The sequence below is a fragment of the Trinickia violacea genome, from assembly GCF_005280735.1.
In the GTDB taxonomy this organism is placed as follows: domain Bacteria; phylum Pseudomonadota; class Gammaproteobacteria; order Burkholderiales; family Burkholderiaceae; genus Trinickia_A; species Trinickia_A violacea.
On the sequence record NZ_CP040078.1, the window covers coordinates 2,915,414 to 2,930,778 of the forward strand.

Annotated in this window: 12 protein-coding genes and 1 pseudogene; 7 read left to right on the forward strand and 6 right to left on the reverse strand. The window is 62.4% G+C overall.

Going from position 1 to position 15,365, the window contains the following annotated elements; genetic code table 11:
* Positions 1-74: 74 nt before the first annotated feature.
* The 4 genes from FAZ95_RS35160 to FAZ95_RS35175 form a co-directional block, all read right to left on the reverse strand.
* Complete coding sequence (locus FAZ95_RS35160; protein ID WP_137337750.1) at positions 75-890, reverse strand: transporter substrate-binding domain-containing protein; 816 nt, start codon at positions 888-890, stop codon at positions 75-77.
* Positions 891-1,018: 128 nt separating this feature from the next.
* A complete protein-coding gene (locus FAZ95_RS35165) occupies positions 1,019-2,779 on the reverse strand; it encodes an HAL/PAL/TAL family ammonia-lyase (RefSeq protein WP_254700117.1) in 1,761 nt (586 codons plus the stop codon).
* A 131-nt stretch (positions 2,780-2,910) separates the two neighbouring features.
* A complete protein-coding gene (locus FAZ95_RS35170) occupies positions 2,911-4,242 on the reverse strand; it encodes an MFS transporter (RefSeq protein ID WP_437437763.1) in 1,332 nt (443 codons plus the stop codon).
* Between the two features lie 164 nt (positions 4,243-4,406).
* Entirely contained in the window at positions 4,407-5,624 is a 1,218-nt protein-coding gene (locus FAZ95_RS35175; protein ID WP_137336985.1) for an FAD-dependent monooxygenase, read from the reverse strand.
* A gap of 174 nt (positions 5,625-5,798) precedes the next feature.
* Between FAZ95_RS35175 and FAZ95_RS35180 the strand changes: the two genes are divergently transcribed.
* The 5 genes from FAZ95_RS35180 to FAZ95_RS35200 all read left to right on the forward strand — a co-directional run bounded on the left by FAZ95_RS35180 (position 5,799) and on the right by FAZ95_RS35200 (position 11,094).
* On the forward strand, positions 5,799-6,746 hold the full coding sequence (locus tag FAZ95_RS35180) for a LysR family transcriptional regulator (protein WP_137336986.1): 948 nt from the start codon (positions 5,799-5,801) through the stop codon (positions 6,744-6,746).
* Positions 6,747-6,949: 203 nt separating this feature from the next.
* Entirely contained in the window at positions 6,950-8,026 is a 1,077-nt protein-coding gene (locus tag FAZ95_RS35185) for an LLM class flavin-dependent oxidoreductase (protein WP_137336987.1), read from the forward strand.
* Positions 8,027-8,075: 49 nt separating this feature from the next.
* On the forward strand, positions 8,076-8,894 hold the full coding sequence (locus FAZ95_RS35190) for a class II aldolase/adducin family protein (RefSeq protein WP_137336988.1): 819 nt from the start codon (positions 8,076-8,078) through the stop codon (positions 8,892-8,894).
* Positions 8,894-9,490, forward strand: coding sequence for a cysteine dioxygenase family protein (locus tag FAZ95_RS35195; protein ID WP_137336989.1), 597 nt, complete (start codon positions 8,894-8,896; stop codon positions 9,488-9,490). The genes FAZ95_RS35190 and FAZ95_RS35195 overlap by 1 nt, the downstream gene beginning before the upstream one ends.
* Complete coding sequence (locus tag FAZ95_RS35200; protein ID WP_137336990.1) at positions 9,487-11,094, forward strand: rhodanese-related sulfurtransferase; 1,608 nt, start codon at positions 9,487-9,489, stop codon at positions 11,092-11,094. The genes FAZ95_RS35195 and FAZ95_RS35200 overlap by 4 nt, the downstream gene beginning before the upstream one ends.
* A gap of 72 nt (positions 11,095-11,166) precedes the next feature.
* Here the strand turns inward: FAZ95_RS35200 and FAZ95_RS35205 are convergent, their stop codons facing one another.
* Positions 11,167-12,078, reverse strand: coding sequence for a LysR family transcriptional regulator (locus FAZ95_RS35205; RefSeq protein WP_137336991.1), 912 nt, complete (start codon positions 12,076-12,078; stop codon positions 11,167-11,169).
* 380 nt (positions 12,079-12,458) lie between these two features.
* On the opposite strand from FAZ95_RS35205, the pseudogene FAZ95_RS35210 reads away from it, so the two are divergent.
* Positions 12,459-12,893: pseudogene (locus FAZ95_RS35210) on the forward strand (type 2 periplasmic-binding domain-containing protein); the annotation flags it as partial.
* A 41-nt stretch (positions 12,894-12,934) separates the two neighbouring features.
* Positions 12,935-14,137 (forward strand): acyl-CoA dehydrogenase family protein, encoded by a 1,203-nt coding sequence (locus FAZ95_RS35215; RefSeq protein WP_137336993.1) that lies wholly within the window; start codon positions 12,935-12,937, stop codon positions 14,135-14,137.
* 7 nt (positions 14,138-14,144) lie between these two features.
* Here FAZ95_RS35215 and FAZ95_RS35220 read toward each other — a convergent pair whose 3' ends face one another.
* On the reverse strand, positions 14,145-15,275 hold the full coding sequence (locus FAZ95_RS35220) for an ATP-binding protein (protein ID WP_137336994.1): 1,131 nt from the start codon (positions 15,273-15,275) through the stop codon (positions 14,145-14,147).
* Positions 15,276-15,365: the final 90 nt, after the last annotated feature.

Here is a 15,365-nt window from a genome sequence, read left to right on the forward strand (position 1 = left end):
GACGGGTCGCTTGGAAAACGGTCGCCTTCAAGACATCGCATCAAGAGGTGATCACGTCATGCACTGCCGCACGCTTACGGTTGTACATCGGTCTTGAACCACTTTTCCGAAAGCCGCTTGACGGTACCGTCCGCCAGTGCTTCCGCGATGGCCGTGTCGAACTTTGCTTTCAGATCCGTATCCTGTTTGCGAAATCCAAGACCTTCTCCCGGCCCCCAGATCGCACCGCCGATCGCGGGTCCGGTGACTCGGATTCGGGCGGTGTCCTTGTTGTCCGCAATTCCGGCGTAATAGGTGATGTCGTCGAATGCCATGTCGATGCGTCCATTGACCAAGTCGAGGTCACGTTCGGCGGAGGTCTTGTAGAAGCGTACGGACGCGACGTTCTTGAAGTTGTCGGTGATGAACTTGGTGTAAACCGTGCCGGATTGGATACCGATCGTCTTTCCTTTCAGCTGATCGCGTAGCGGGGCGATCGTGGGCCCGTCGGTCTCCGGGTCACCCGTCAGCTTGAGGAAACCGGTTTTTCCGGCCGTATTCGTCAATCCGTGCCCATCCACCACCGCAAACGCGGCCGGCGTAGCAGCGTAGGGCTTGGAGAAGGCAATGACCTTTTCGCGATCCGGTGTGATGGCAAGCGCGTCCATCACGACGTCGAATTTGCCGGCCTGCAGGCCGGTGATCAGTCCGTCAAAGTCCTGGGCGACCGTCTCGCACTGCAGGTTGACGCGCTTGCACAGATTGTCGAGCAATTCGGGCTCGAATCCCGAGATTTTTCCGTTCGGCAAAGTCAGGTTCCAAGGGGCGTAACTCCCTTCCAGGGCGACCTTGACGGTCTTCCATTCCTTCGCTTGAACACCGTTTCCCGTCAATGCCAGTGCGCTGAGCATTGTGACGAAAGAGACCTTCAACGCATTTGCGAAAACCGTCTTCACTCCACACCTCCATATCCTTGATATCGAACCATGGCCGCCGGCTCGCCGTCCTGGCTTCACCATCGTTGCCGGCGGTATCCGCTTCAGCTGTGCAACGTGCCCGCGATGTTCTCGACGATGCTCAACAAGTCGCCCTGCTCGACCAGCTTGTGCACTTCCACCATGTCCGGATAGAAAAAACGGTCGCCTTCCGCGGTCGGGGCTACCTGCCGAATTCGTGAATAGACCGCCGCCGTCGCCGGTGACGCGTCGGCGGGATCGAAGAAGTCAAGCGCCTGCGCGGCGGTGAGCAACTCGATCGCCAGAACGTGCTGCAATTTGCGGGAGGTGGCGTAGGCTTTCCGTGCGGCGTGATAGGCGAAGCTCACCGGGTCTTCCTGATTGCCGCTCGTCGATACGCTGTCGACGCTGGCGGGTTGCGCGAGGTTGCGCATCTCGCCGAGCAATCCTGCCGCCGTGTACTGAATGATCATGTAACCGCTGTTCAGCCCCGGTTCTTTTGCAAGGAACGCCGGCAGTTCGCTGAAGTATGGGTTGACGAGCCGATCAGTCCGGCGCTCCGAGATCTTCGCGAGTGTCGTCATCGCAATACAGAGGAGATCGCAGGCAATGCCGACGAACGTGCCGTCGAAGTTGGCACCGGAAATCGCGGTACCGTCGTCTTCCTCCGGGTAGATCACGGGATTGTCGCCGCACGATCCCACCTCATCGAGAATCGCGTCATATGCGTCATTGATCGCCCGCTTGGACGCCCCGTGCACCTGAGCAATGCCGCGAAGGCTGTAGGTGTCCTGCAATCTGTAATCCGAAAAGCGATCGCATAGCGCACTTCCGGCCAGCATTCGCCGGATGTTGTCGGCGGTGTTGCGTTGATGGACATGCTTCTTGACGGAGTGGTACCGGGCATCCAGCGAGCGAGTGGTTGCCTTGAGCGGCTGCAGAGACATCGATGCCGCAATGTCGGCAGTCTTGGCAAGCTCGATCGCGTTGTAAAGCGAAAGCATCCCGATCGCGGTTACCGATGTGGTGCCGTTGGTGAGTGCAAGCCCCTCCTTGCATCGCAGCGAGTGCGGCTTTAGCCCCGCGCGCTCCAATGCCTCGGCGCCACTCATGCGCTCACCGCGGTAGTCAGCCTCTCCTTCGCCGATCAGCACGAGAGCCATATGTGCCTCGGGTGCGAGATAGCCGACCGATCCGTCGCCCGGCGCGAACGGCGTGATGTCGTTGTTCAATAGCCCGGCGATTTGCTGCAGCAATTCAATGCTTACGCCGGAATAGCCCTTGCCGAGGCTGATCAGCATCATGAGGAGCGTGGCGCGAACAATTTCGCGAGGCAGCGGCTCGCCGACCGAGACGGCATGCGAGCGCACGATATTTCGTTGAAGTTGTTCCGCGTCGCTCGGACTGATGACGCGTGTCGAATTCGCACCAAAGCCGGACGTTACGCCATAGACGAGCCGATTCTGGCTGAGAAAAAGATCCACCAGGCGGCGCGAATTCAACACGCGTTCGCGATAAGCGGAAGAAAACGACACGCGCGCGCCATATCGGGCTATTGCAATGAATTGCTCGATCGAAATGTCGACTTGATCGAGATTGACCTCCAAAATTTTATTTGGCCGAGATTGAATGTGCGCCAAAGACATTCTAAATATCCTCCGTCGAATGCGTGCAATGAAGCGGGCAGCAACACCGGGTTGAAGGTGGAGCGCTTGCTTGAGATCATTGCTGGCAAGCGTAGAGTCGCTTGCCGCGGCACACAAACGATTTAATTTGAGGCTCGGGTTTAGATATTCTAAAGCGCGTATTTCGTTCGATGCTGGATTTGTCCGAACAAAGGACAATTGCCGCACACCTCGACCAATGAGATGCGCGGACCAAAGGAGAGATAGCGTTATCGGAGATTCTCGATATTTTGATTTTTTATCAATTGAAATCTCCCTTCATTCTCACATGCTTGGTGCGTAAGCAACCCTCACAGCCGCTGCCCTTCTTTGACTCGCAATCGTGCCGGCAAGCCGTACATCAGAATCGCCGCACAGAGCAGTGAAAGGCAGCCGATGACATACAACGCAGGTGTCGTGCTGCCGGTGACGTCCTTGATACGCCCCACCATTACCGGGCTGACAATGCCTCCCAACTGGCCCAACGTGTTGATCAGCGCAATCCCTCCCGCGGCGCCGACGCCCGTGACGAGTTTAGGAGGCAATGCCCAGAAAGCCGGGATAGACGCGATCGTGCCGGCGCCCATGATCGCGAGCGCGGCGATAAGGAAGCTGACGTGCTTATCGAATATTCCCGCAGCGAAGAAGCCGATTGCAGCGAGGAACATCAGCGCGACGACGAACCGGCTGCGATGACCGCTGGCGTCGGATAGACGGCCGACCAGCACCATCGTGGCCGCCCCGCACAGATAAGGCACCGCCGTGAGAAAGCCAATGGTGGTCGGATTGACGATCCCCGAAGAGCGAATCAACTGAGGCGCCCAGAAATTGAGGCCGTACGAACTGACTTGAATCAGGAAGTAGATCAACCCGAGTGTGAGAAAGCCGGGAGTCTTCAATGCTTCGAGCAACGAGTGCCCGCAGATGTCCTTGTTCTGCTCGGCGATACGCTGGGACAACAAAGCCTGCTCACTGCATGTGAGCCAAGCGGCGTCCTCGACACGGTCTTTGAGCATGTTGAGCACAAGGTAGCCGAGCCCGACACATGGCAAGCCGCCGACCAGAAACAGCCAGTGCCAGCCGCGCATCGATAGGACGCCTTCCATGCCTGACAGGACGAGTCCCGCGACAGGCGCGCCGACGATTCCAGCGAAAGCCGAGGCCAGGAAGAGCAGCGAAGTGATGCGGCCGCGATAGTCGACTGGAAACCATAGCGTCAGGTAGAACAGAACGCCGGGCGCGAACCCCGCCTCCATCGCACCGATCAAAAATCGCAATGTGTAGAACTGCCACTCGTTATGGACGAGGGCCATCAGGGCGGTGGCGATGCCCCACGAGATCATGATTCTGGCGATCCAGCGGCGCGCGCCAACCTTGTAAAGCATCAGGTTGCTGGGCACTTCGAACAGCACATAGCCGACCACGAACAAGCCCGCGCCCAGGCCGTAAGCCGTGTTGCTCAAGCCGAGATCGCTCTGCAGCGCGAACTTGGCAAAGCTGATGTTGATGCGGTCGAAGAACGCGAACAAGTAGCACACCATGACAAGGGGCATGATTCGCCACGCAACCTTGCGCACGACATGCGATTCATTGGCATCCGCCAGTCGTGTCTCACGCAGGGTCGATGATGTGATCTCGTTCACAAGTGTCTCCAGTAGTCGCCGCGCCCATTGGTGCATGGGCTGGGGCGATCAGTTAGTCAGGCGCTCTTGACGGCGCTGGGAGACATCTTGCTGATGCGGTCGGTCGCGGAGAAGGACAAAGAGACGAAGTCAGCTTTCGCGTTTTGCGAAAGCACGCGCTCTGCTCAAAGCCAAGTGCCCCCCTGACGTTCATTCGGCTCCTCCGAAAGCGCATCGAAACCGTGAATCCAGTCCAAGTGATGCATCACGCTCTCGCGTTCGCCGAGCCGGGCATTGCGCGCCTCGGCGGCCGGCCCGTCCGGCAGATGCAGCACGTCCGCAGTCGTGATCGAGGCGTACTGCACCTTGCGCGTGCGCCCCCGGCGCAAGCGCTCGTAGGCCTCCTGCGCCTCGCGCCAATTCCCCGGACCCGCCTTGGCCAACTGCGCAGCCAGCACCACGGCATCCTCGATCGACTGGTTGGCGCCCTGGCCGTGGTGCGGCACCAGTGCATGCGCGGCATCGCCGATCAGCGTCACACGGCCCCGGCTCCAACGGCCGAGCGGCGGACGATGGAACAGGCCCCAGCGTTGGCTGATGGGCACCGCCCCGATCATCTGCACCACCGCCGGATGCCAGTCCCCGAACACGCGCAGCTGCTCGCCCTCGCTAGCCGGCATGACCCACTCGCGCGACGGCCACGGCGACGGATGGCGCTCGACCAGCAGAAAATTCTGGTCGCCTTTGCCGCCGATCGGATAGTGCAGCAGATGGCCCTGCGGCCCGATCCAGAACTGGATGGTCTCGGGATCGGGCAGCAAGTCCATTCGCTCGGCCGGCACCACGCCGCGAAAGCCCGAGCAGCCTGAATACAGGGCGTCGTCGTAGCCAAGCATCCAGCGCCGCGTGATCGAGCGAGCGCCGTCGGCGCCGATCACCAGATCGGCCTCGATGCGTTGACCGTTATCGAACGTCAAGCTCACGCGATCCGGGTGCTGCGCGAGATCGATCAGCCGATGGCCGAGGTGAATGCGATCGAGGCCCACCGCCTGGGAGAGCACGGCCTGCAGATCAGCACGATGAACGCCCCAGTACGAGCCGCCGAATTGCTCGCGATAGCTGGGTGCGCCCCGGTGATGTCCGATGACCGCGCCGCTGCGTCCGTCGCGATAGACCAGCGCAGGGATTTCCGCGCACACGCTGTCGAAAGCCTCGCGCAGTCCCATGCGATCGTAGAAGCGCGTCGCATTGGCCGACAGCGCGACAGCCGCCCCGACCTCGCGCAGCTCGTCGGTCTGTTCATAGAGCTGCGCATCGATGCCGTGCTCGCGAAGCGCGAGCGCAAGCGTCAGGCCGCCAATGCCGGCGCCGATGATGGCTATCCTCAGATCCATCTGCTTCATCACTATGTCTCCGATATCCAGGTTTATAGGCTTGAGGTGGCGAGGCATCAGGCGAGAAACGTGTCGAATGCGTGCGCCGTGTCAGTATTTTCAGGACGTGAGACTCATCCCACAATAAAATGCAATGAATCTGCTTCATCACTGGATTGAATGAGCGAGTGCGAGGCCCAAGCCATGGAACTGAGCGATGTCGACCTTAATCTGCTGCTGCTTTTCGAACGGTTGATGCAGGAGCGGCGCGTCTCGACCGTCGCCGAGCAGATGAACATGAGCCAGCCGGGCGTCAGCAATGCGCTCGCCAAGCTGCGTCGCCGGCTCGGCGATCCGCTGTTCGTGCGCGGGCCCGGCGGTGTGGTGCCCACGCCCTTCGCGCTGCGTTTGGCGGAACCGGTCTCGCAAGCGCTCGCGACCCTGCACGCCGCGCTCAATCCCGAGACCGGCTTCGATCCGTTGCTTGCCACGCGCACGATGACGATCGGCATGACCGATATCGGCGAGGTCGTATTCCTGCCCGCACTACTCGAACGCCTGTCGCGCGTGGCGCCTGGCATCGCACTGAATACCGTCCGAAACGCGAGCGTCAATCTGAGCGACGAGATGGCAGATGGCCGAGTCGATCTCGCCATCGGCTTGCTGCCGCAGCTCAAGGGCGGCTTCTATCAGCGGCGCCTGTTCGATCAGCGGTACGTCTGCCTGTTCCGGCGCGGCCATCCGCTCGAGAACACGCCGCTCACGCTCGCTGCCTGGCGCGAGGCCGAGCATCTGGTGGTGGTCTCGGCGGGCACCGGCCACGGCCAAGTAGAAGACTGGCTGAAAAGGCGCGGCGTGCGGCGCCAGGTACGACTGACGGTGCCGCACTTCATGAGCGTGGGCTACATCCTGCAACGCACCGATCTGATCGCCACGGTGCCGGAGCGCCTCGCCCTGCAATTGGCCACGCCCTTCTCGCTCAGCGCGAGCGCGTTGCCCATGTCGCTGCCGGCCGCGCCGATCCATCTGCTTTGGCATACACGAGTCCATCAGGACGAGGGCAATCGCTGGCTGCGCGCGGTGGTAGTCGATCTGTTCGCGGACACCGCAACGCCTGCGCGCAAGGCGAAGTCCGGGCAAAAGAAAGCGTGAATGGGGGCGAAAAGCGGGCCGTAAATCCATCGCACCTTTTTGCAGTCGCAACATGCGCATCCGATATCTTTATCTGAATTTACTATTTAGCCTTTGCATAACGCGGTGTTAGCCTGAATTCGACTCGCAGACGTGCCGTTGCCCAACCCCGTCTGCTCCCACAGCCATTCCTTCAATGCGGCGGATACCCGCAAGGAGCCAACGTGAGCGTCGAATTCATCGGCATGATCCAGCAGCGCAAGGTATCGGAAACCCATCTTCCGCAGGGCCCCGCGATCGATACCGAATACGTGCGTGCATTCGCGCAGGCGCACGAAAATGCCGGCTTCAATCGCATTCTGGTGCCCCACAGTTCGACGAGTCCCGACGCGACCATCACGATCGCGTACGCGGCGAGCGTCACGTCTCGGGTTCATTTCATGCTCGCGCATCGCCCGGGTTTTGTCGCGCCGACGCTCGCGGCACGGCAGATCGCCACGCTCGATCACTTCTCGGGCGGCAGGCTCGCCGTGCACTTCATCTCCGGCGGCAGCGACGAAGACCAGCGGCGCGACGGCGACTATCTGAGCCACGACGAGCGTTACGCTCGCACCGACGAGTATCTGCAGATCCTGCGCCGAGTCTGGACCGAAGATCAGCCGTTCGATCATGAGGGCCGTTTCTACCGCTTTGAAAAAGCTTTCTCCGATGTGAAGCCCAAACAGACGCCGCACGTGCCGATCTATTTCGGCGGCGCGTCCGAGCCTGCGCTCGCGGTCGCCGGCAAACACGCGGATGTCTACGCCTTGTGGGGCGAATCGAAGCAGCAGGTGCACGAGCAAGTGACTCGCGTGCGCGCCGAAGCCGCGAAGCATGGCCGGACCGTGCGCTTCTCGGTGTCGTTCCGCCCCATTCTCGCGTCGACGGAAAAAGCGGCCTGGGAGCGTGCCGAGCACATTCTCGAAGAGACGCGCCGCCTGCGCGTCGAACAGGGCTTCTCACGCGGCGGCCCGCAGCAAAGCGAAGGCGCACGGCGCTTGCTCGCCGCGGCGGGCGACGGCGTGCGCGCGGACGAGCGGCTTTGGACGGCTGTCGCGAAGGAGATCGGCGGCCGCTCGAATTCGACCGCCCTCGTCGGGACGCCCGCGCAGGTCGCGCAAACGCTTGCCGAGTACTACGAACTCGGCGTGACGACCTTTCTGATTCGCGGCTTCGATCCGCTCGAAGATGCCATCGACTATGGACGCGAACTGATTCCCGCCACACGCGAGCTGACGTCACGCGTACGCCGCGCTGCTTGATACCGCTTGATTCCGCTTGATACCGCTTGATACCGATCACCATCGCGCCATGAGCACCCTCGCCACTGAGCAACCCAAGCTCTCGTTTCGTAACCCGCCCATCCGCAAGTTCTGGTTCGACAACGACGATCAAGCGCCCCAGCGCTCGTTTGAGGAAGAACGTTTGCATCGGCAGCAGCGCCTGGCCGGGGCCTTTCGTCTGTTCGCACAAAACGGCTTTGCACAAGGGCTGGCAGGCCACATCACCGCGCGCGATCCGGAGTGGACCGACCATTTCTGGGTCAATCCGCTCGGCCGGCATTTTGGGCGCATGCGGGTGTCGGATCTGTTGCTGGTCAATCGCCATGGCGAAATCGTGGTGGGCGAAGGTCCTGTGAATCAGGCCGCCTTCGCCATTCACGCGGCGATTCACGAAGCGCGCCCCGATGTCGTCGCTGCGGCGCACACGCATTCGCTGTATGGCAAGGCATGGTCCACGCTCGGCCGCAAGCTCGATCCGCTCACGCAGGACTCGTGCGCGTTCTACGAAGACCACGCACTGTTCGACGATTTCCGCGGCGTCGTGCTCGACACGACGGAAGGCGCACGCATCGCCGATGCGCTCGGGTCCTACAAGGCGGTGATCCTGAAGAACCACGGCATTCTGACGGCAAGCCCTTCCGTCGAAGCCGCGGCATGGTGGTACATCGCGCTCGAAAACGCATGCCACACGCAATTGCTGGCCGAAGCCGCAGGCGCCCCGCAGCCGATTCCGCACGACATGGCGGACTTGACGCATCAGCAGATCGGCCGCGCGAACGGCGCACGGCATGCGTTCGAGAGTCTGTATGAAGGGCTCGTCGAGATCGAACCGGAGCTGCTCGACTGATGGCCATCGACAAACTGCGGCGCTTCGTCGGCGAGATTGCCGCGCTCGTCGATTCGGGGGCGTGCGAAACCGAACTGCTCGAACACGGCGCGAATGTCTTGCGCGAACTGGTCCGCGTCGACGACTGGCTGCCCGACGCTTACGCCCAACCTTCCGTCGAGCGCTATCAGCAATTCCTTCTGTTTGCCGACGCGCGCGAGCGCTTCAGCGTCGTCAGTTTCGTGTGGGGTCCGGGGCAGCAGACACCGATTCACGACCACAGGGTATGGGGCCTCATCGGCGTGCTGCGCGGTGCCGAGCTGGCCGCGCCGTACGCCAGACACGACGATGGCACGCTGCGTCAAACCGGCCATGAAGTGCGTCTTGATGCAGGTGATGTCGAAGCGGTGTCGCCTGCCATCGGCGATATTCATCGTGTGCGCAACGCATTTGAAGACCGCACGTCGATCAGCATTCACGTCTATGGCGCGAATATCGGCGCGGTGCTCCGCTCGACCTACTCCTCCGACGGCCGGCCAAAGCCTTTCATTTCCGGCTACTCGAACGAAACGCTCCCGAATCTGTGGGACATCGGCAAGGAACTGCAACACTCATGACGTCATATCCAGTCCGCACCTATGAAGACGTGCGCGAAGCGCTGCTGGCGCGACGTGAAATCGCCCTGCTCGACGTTCGCGAAGAAGACCCGCATGCACAATGCCATCCGCTCTTCGCCGCGAATTTGTCACTCTCGAAGATCGAGCTCGACGCCTATACGCGCTTGCCGCGCCGCGACGTGCCTATCGTCCTGTTCGACGCGGGCGAAGGCTTGGCCGAAGAAGCCGCCGACAAGCTCGCCTCGCTCGGCTACACGCGAATCGCGTTGCTCGCGGGCGGCCTCGATGGCTGGATTCGCGCCGGCGGCGAGGTGTTTCGCGACGTGAACGTGCCGAGCAAGGCGTTCGGCGAATTCGTCGAAGCGAAGCGGCATACCCCATCGCTGTCCGCCGAAGCGGTCGATACGCTGCTCAAGGACGGCGGCGACGTCGTGGTGCTCGATGCCCGGCGCTTCGACGAATATCAGACGATGAACATTCCGGGCAGCGTCAGCGTGCCCGGCGGCGAACTCGTGCTGCGCGCGCGTGCGCTCGCGCCGAATCCCAAGACGCGTGTGATCGTCAATTGCGCGGGCCGCACGCGCAGCATCATCGGCGCGCAATCGCTCGTCAACGCGGGGTTGCCGAATCCCGTTGCGGCGTTGCTCAATGGCACGATCGGCTGGACACTCGCGGGACAAACGCTCGAACACGACAGCCAACGTCAGTTCGATCTCCAAGCCGGGCTCGACGACGCGTCGCTCGCCGCTTCGCGCAGCGCGTCGCGCGCGCTTGCCGACCGCGCCGGCGTGAACCGCATCGCGCTCGCCGAGGCCGCGCGCTGGGCTGCCGATTCGTCTCGCACCACCTATCGCTTCGACGTGCGCACGCCCGCCGAGTACGAGCGCGCACACGCGCCAGGTTTTCAGAGCGCACCGGGCGGGCAGCTCGTGCAAGAGACGGACATGTTCGCGCCCGTGCACGGTGCGCGCGTCGTCCTGTTCGACGACGATGGCGTGCGCGCGAACATGACGGCCTCGTGGCTCGCGCAGATGAACATCGAGGTGGTTGTCGTCGATGGTGCTTCGGCTTCGGATCTCACCGAAAGCGGCACTTGGCGGAGCGCAAAGCCTGAGCCCGTATCGACACCCATCGTCTCCGCAAGCGAACTCGCCAAGCTCCTCGCGGACCCGGCGAGCGGCACGCTCGTCATCGACGTCACGTCGAGCGCGAATCACGTGAAGGCGCATATACCGGGCGCGTACTGGATCGCGCGTTCGCGTCTCGTCAACGCCATCGACGATCTGCGCGCGCTGCCCGATGCGAAGCGCTACGTGGTCACGTGCGCAACGAGCGCGCTTGCGCCGTTTGCCGCGCCTGACATTGCCGCGCTGACGGGCAAGCCCGTGCATGTGCTCGAAGGCGGGACGTCGGCGTGGATTCGCGCTGGCCTGCCCACGGAGAGCGGAAGTGAACGCTTGGCGTCGCCGCGCATCGATCGCTATCGGCGCCCGTATGAAGGCACCGACAACGCACGTGAAGCCATGAACGCGTATTTGGAGTGGGAATACGGGCTCGTCGCGCAACTCGAGCGCGACGGCACGCATGGGTTCTTCGTGATTTGACGACAGCGCCCAAATGCAATGCTCGCAATGCGGACAACCCACATAGGCGGTCCGCTTGCTTCGACCTTATCGTCACGCGGCTCGCGAAAGCTGCGCCGCCTTGAAGCTCTGCTTCACACTCTCGGCAAGCACGGCAAGCGCCGACTGCATCTTCCCGAGCGCTCGCGCCCGCACGATCCACACCGCGATCTCGGGCTTAAAGTCGCTGACCTGCACCACATCGAGTTGCGCGGCATGCGCGCTGACGCGCAATAGCGGCAGCGGCACGAGTCCCAACCCGACCCCATCGGCCACGAGACCCAATTGCAGTTCCATGCCGAGGGTCTCGAGATTGAGCTTCAGCGAATAGCCTTGCGCCGCGAGCGCCTGCTGCAACCCCGCACGAAATCCGCAGCCGTCGGGGTTCAACACCCAACCGTGCGGCTGGCATTCGGCAAGCGTCAGCGAGCGCTTCTTCAAACGGCCCTTTTGCGCGACCACCGCCATTTTCAGGGTACCGAGCGCCTCGCCCGCGAGCGTCTCCGGCAACATGCGATTGGCCGGCAGCAGCACGATCGCCGCATCCAATTCGCCGTCTTCCACCTTCTGCAGCAGCGGATTGCCCCATCCTGTCGAGACACGCGCCTGCAGTTCCGGATGCGCGCCGCGCAGCGCGTGTAACGCCTTGAGCATCGCGAAATCGGCGACCGTCTGCGCGACGCCCAGGCGCAGGACCCCGGCGAGCGGCGCGTCGTCCGTCACGAGCTGCCTGAGCGCATCCACTTCGCGCACGATCGCACGGCATTGCTCGTACACGACGCGGCCCATCGGCGTCGTCTTCAGCGGCTTGGTGTTGCGGTCGAGCAGCTCGACGCCGAGCGCTTCCTCGAAGTTCTGGATACGGCGCGTGACGGCAGGCTGCGTCAGCTCGAGAAAATCGGCCGCCTGACTCAGCGACTGACTGTGGACAACGGCGACGAATGCCTCGATTTCATCGAGTTTCATGGATGATTTTTGCTCAATGGTGCGTTGAAACCACCTGCGGCTGCACGGCGGATGCGGGAGCTTAACGCGTTGTTGCCGCCGCATTCAAGCGCCTGCGCGCTTTTCTCGCTCGCATATTAGTAAAGAAGAACAATGCGTTTGCCTTATAAAAAGCGCGTACGTATCGTGTGCTTTTCGGCGACTTCGCTTATGCAACTTCGCCTACGCCACTTCGTTCAGCCACCGCATTTCTCATGCCCCATTCCGCGCATCGTTTCCTGCCAAGCCTTGTTGCCCGCCTCCTGCTCGGCACGCTCTGCGCCGCCGCAACGCACGCCGTGCTTGCCGACACCACCTTGAAGGTCGGCGATCAGCAGTTGCAGACACGCGGCATTCTCGAAGCGTCGGGCAACGTCGACGCGTGGTCCACTTGGGACCCCTACGTCGCGCTCGCCGAGATACGCGATCACGACCGCAGCATCGCGAACGGCGTGAACCTGTCTTCCGGCCTCAGCTTCCAGGCCGCGACGGAAACTTCGATCAAGAGCAAGCACGCCGAAATCGCGGACTTCCTGAAACGCGTCGCGGCGGGTCAACGCTGGGCGCTGTCGCATCCGGATGAAGTGGCGGCGATGCAATCGAAGGTCACGGGATTGCCGCCCGACGTGCTGAAGACCATGTATCAGCGCGCGCAGCTGCATCCCGTTTCCATCGACGGTGGCCTCATCGCCGAACAACAAAAGACGGCTGACCTCTATCACCGCGCGGACGTCATCAAGACACGCCTCGATGTGGAACCGAGTTTCGACAAGCAATTTCCGCTTGCCGCGCCTTGACTTCGCGCCCGCGTCCGAACTCATCGATACGGACTTTGCCCATGACCCGCCGTCATCCCGATAGCGCACTCGCCGACGTCGAGCGCGACGCCGTGGCGCTGGAGGCGCTCGCCGACCTCGACCATCCGCGCGCCGACGCCTGGCTCGCCGCGCTCACGGACGAATTCAGCGCGAGCGCCGCCGCGCTCGACGCCGGCCCGATCTTTCCTCACGACAACCTCGCACGCCCGCGCCGTGCCGGCCTGCTTTCGCTGACGGTGCCGAGCGCGCTCGGCGGACGCGAAGCGAGCCTCGCGCAAACACTGAAAGTGATCCGCGCCGTCGCGCGCGGCGAGCCGTCGACGGCGCTGATTCTCGTGATGCAGTGCCTTTACCATCTACGATTGCAGGCCAATCCGAATTGGCCTGTGCCGCTGAAAGAACGCATCGCGCGCGACGCCGTCGAACGCGGCGCGCTGATCAATTCGCTGCGCGTCGAGCCCGAACTCGGTTCCCCTTCGCGTGGCGGCCTGCCTGCAACGGTTAGCCGGATCGAAGGCGATCACTGGATTCTGAACGGGCGCAAGCTCTACTCGACGGGCAGCCCGGGCCTTACCTGGTTCGCCGTTTGGGGACGCACGGACGAAGCCTCGCCGCGTGTCGGCACCTGGCTCGTGCATCGCGACACGCCGGGCATCCGCTTCGGCGAGCCATGGAACCACCTTGGCATGCGCGCGACGGGCAGCCATGAAGTGATCTTCGAGAACGTGCGCGTTCCGCTCGATCATGCGGTCGATCTGCAAGCGCCGGGGCCAGGGCAAGGTCTCGACCCTGTGACGAACGTCTGGATGAACGTGCTGCTGCCGGCGATCTACGACGGCGTCGCTCGAGCCGCGCGCGACTGGTTCGTGCAATGGGCCGCGCATCGCGTGCCCTCGGGATTGAGCGCACCGCTTTCCAGCCTCGACAGCTTTCAGCAGACCGTCGGCCGCATCGACGCCTTGCTGTTCAACAACCGCGTCTTGCTCGACGCCGGCGCGGCGGGTCACGTGAGCGCGGCGGAGGCGCCGACGATCAAGTACCTCGTCAGCAAGCACGCAATCGACGCCGTCGCACTCGCGCTCGAAGCCAGCAGCAATCCGGGCCTGAGCCGCAACAACGCGCTGGAGCGCCACTATCGCGACGTGCTGTGCGCGCGCATCCACACGCCGCAGAATGACACCGTACTCGGCAATCTTGGACGTGCGGCGTTTGCGGGGGGTTGAGACCGGGTCAGCGCAGCGGTGCTGACCGCCGACGGATCCACTCGGCGAACGCCTCGTCTTCGATACGATAGTCGCCGAGGGCAAGCCGCGTTACCGCATTTTGCGTCTGCAGCCGCCGCAAGGCATGCGCGGCGGTATTCTTCGTGGCCGGCTTGCCAAGCAGCGCCGATAGCCTGCCGAGCCCGGCAACGCCATGTATATCGGTTTCGCCACGTGCGATTAGCGCGATGACGGCCTGATCGGCTGGGTTCATGCCAGACCACTGTTTAAGGAAGTTTTCGTCCGAGAAAACGGAGGCCCGGGTATGCACGAGCGCGGCCTCTGCGCCCTGAACCTGGTACAGCATGTATCGCTCGATGAACCGTTTAAAAAACTCCGGTGTGCGGTGCAGCTCGTCAAAGGCATGCTTCCCCTGCTCGAGCGTCAATCGGTTGCGCGCCATGCTATTCATCAGCTTGATCGTAAACGCGACGAACTCTTCACCGAGCAGCGGAAATGACTCGAGTGCCGCCCAGTTATAGAACGGCTCTGAAGCGCGCGCGAACATTTCTCGCAAGGTGGTTTCGGAGCTGCCGGCAAAAATCACCTTGATTCGATCCTTGCGAATGTCGAGCGCAGCGCGCAAAGCGTGGGCGAAATCACTGTGGTCGGCGCGCGCGAGCACCTGCGCTTCATCAATGACCAGCAGCAGCGGTTTCTTCTGGCGGTCCAGCTGCCGGAGCAATTCGCGAAGTGCCGAGGCGCGGTCGATTTCCGGTGTCGAGAGTTCGGCCTCGAGCGAACCTTCGGCGCCGCCGGGAATTTTGGCGCTCGCCTTGACTTTGCGGATCGGCTTGCCCAATCGCGCGAGCACGGCCTTGACGCCCTGCGGCTCCAGCGCTTCCGCGAGCGCCGACACGAGCGCCGAGTCAGGCGAAGAGCGGCTGTCCCACAGGTTCGTATACGCGACGAGGTAACCATGCTCCAGCGCTGCTGGCAGCAGGTCCCGTCGCAGGAATTCCGTTTTGCCCATGCGGCGGCGGGCAAAAAGACCTCGGGCCGACGAAAGCTTGAGATCAAAGGCTTGCAGATAGGCATCAGCCAGTTCGGGCCGGGCAAAATGCCACGGATCCGGCTGGAGAGTTTCATGCGGTTTCATGGATTACGATAAGTATCAAAATCGATGATACTTCATGATACCGGCAGCGGATATCCTCGTAAACGGAAGAACTCGGCGGGACAACCTCGC

Bases quoted from the DNA above. Each gene is read 5' to 3' on its own strand.
- FAZ95_RS35160 (WP_137337750.1), bottom strand. From the start codon at position 890: ATGCTCAGCGCACTGGCATTGACGGGAAACGGTGTTCAAGCGAAGGAA.
- FAZ95_RS35215 (WP_137336993.1), top strand. From the start codon at position 12,935: ATGACCCGCCGTCATCCCGATAGCGCACTCGCCGACGTCGAGCGCGAC.
- FAZ95_RS35205 (WP_137336991.1), bottom strand. From the start codon at position 12,078: ATGAAACTCGATGAAATCGAGGCATTCGTCGCCGTTGTCCACAGTCAG.
- FAZ95_RS35175 (WP_137336985.1), bottom strand. From the start codon at position 5,624: ATGAAGCAGATGGATCTGAGGATAGCCATCATCGGCGCCGGCATTGGC.
- FAZ95_RS35200 (WP_137336990.1), top strand. From the start codon at position 9,487: ATGACGTCATATCCAGTCCGCACCTATGAAGACGTGCGCGAAGCGCTG.
- FAZ95_RS35220 (WP_137336994.1), bottom strand. From the start codon at position 15,275: ATGAAACCGCATGAAACTCTCCAGCCGGATCCGTGGCATTTTGCCCGG.
- FAZ95_RS35195 (WP_137336989.1), top strand. From the start codon at position 8,894: ATGGCCATCGACAAACTGCGGCGCTTCGTCGGCGAGATTGCCGCGCTC.
- FAZ95_RS35180 (WP_137336986.1), top strand. From the start codon at position 5,799: ATGGAACTGAGCGATGTCGACCTTAATCTGCTGCTGCTTTTCGAACGG.
- FAZ95_RS35190 (WP_137336988.1), top strand. From the start codon at position 8,076: ATGAGCACCCTCGCCACTGAGCAACCCAAGCTCTCGTTTCGTAACCCG.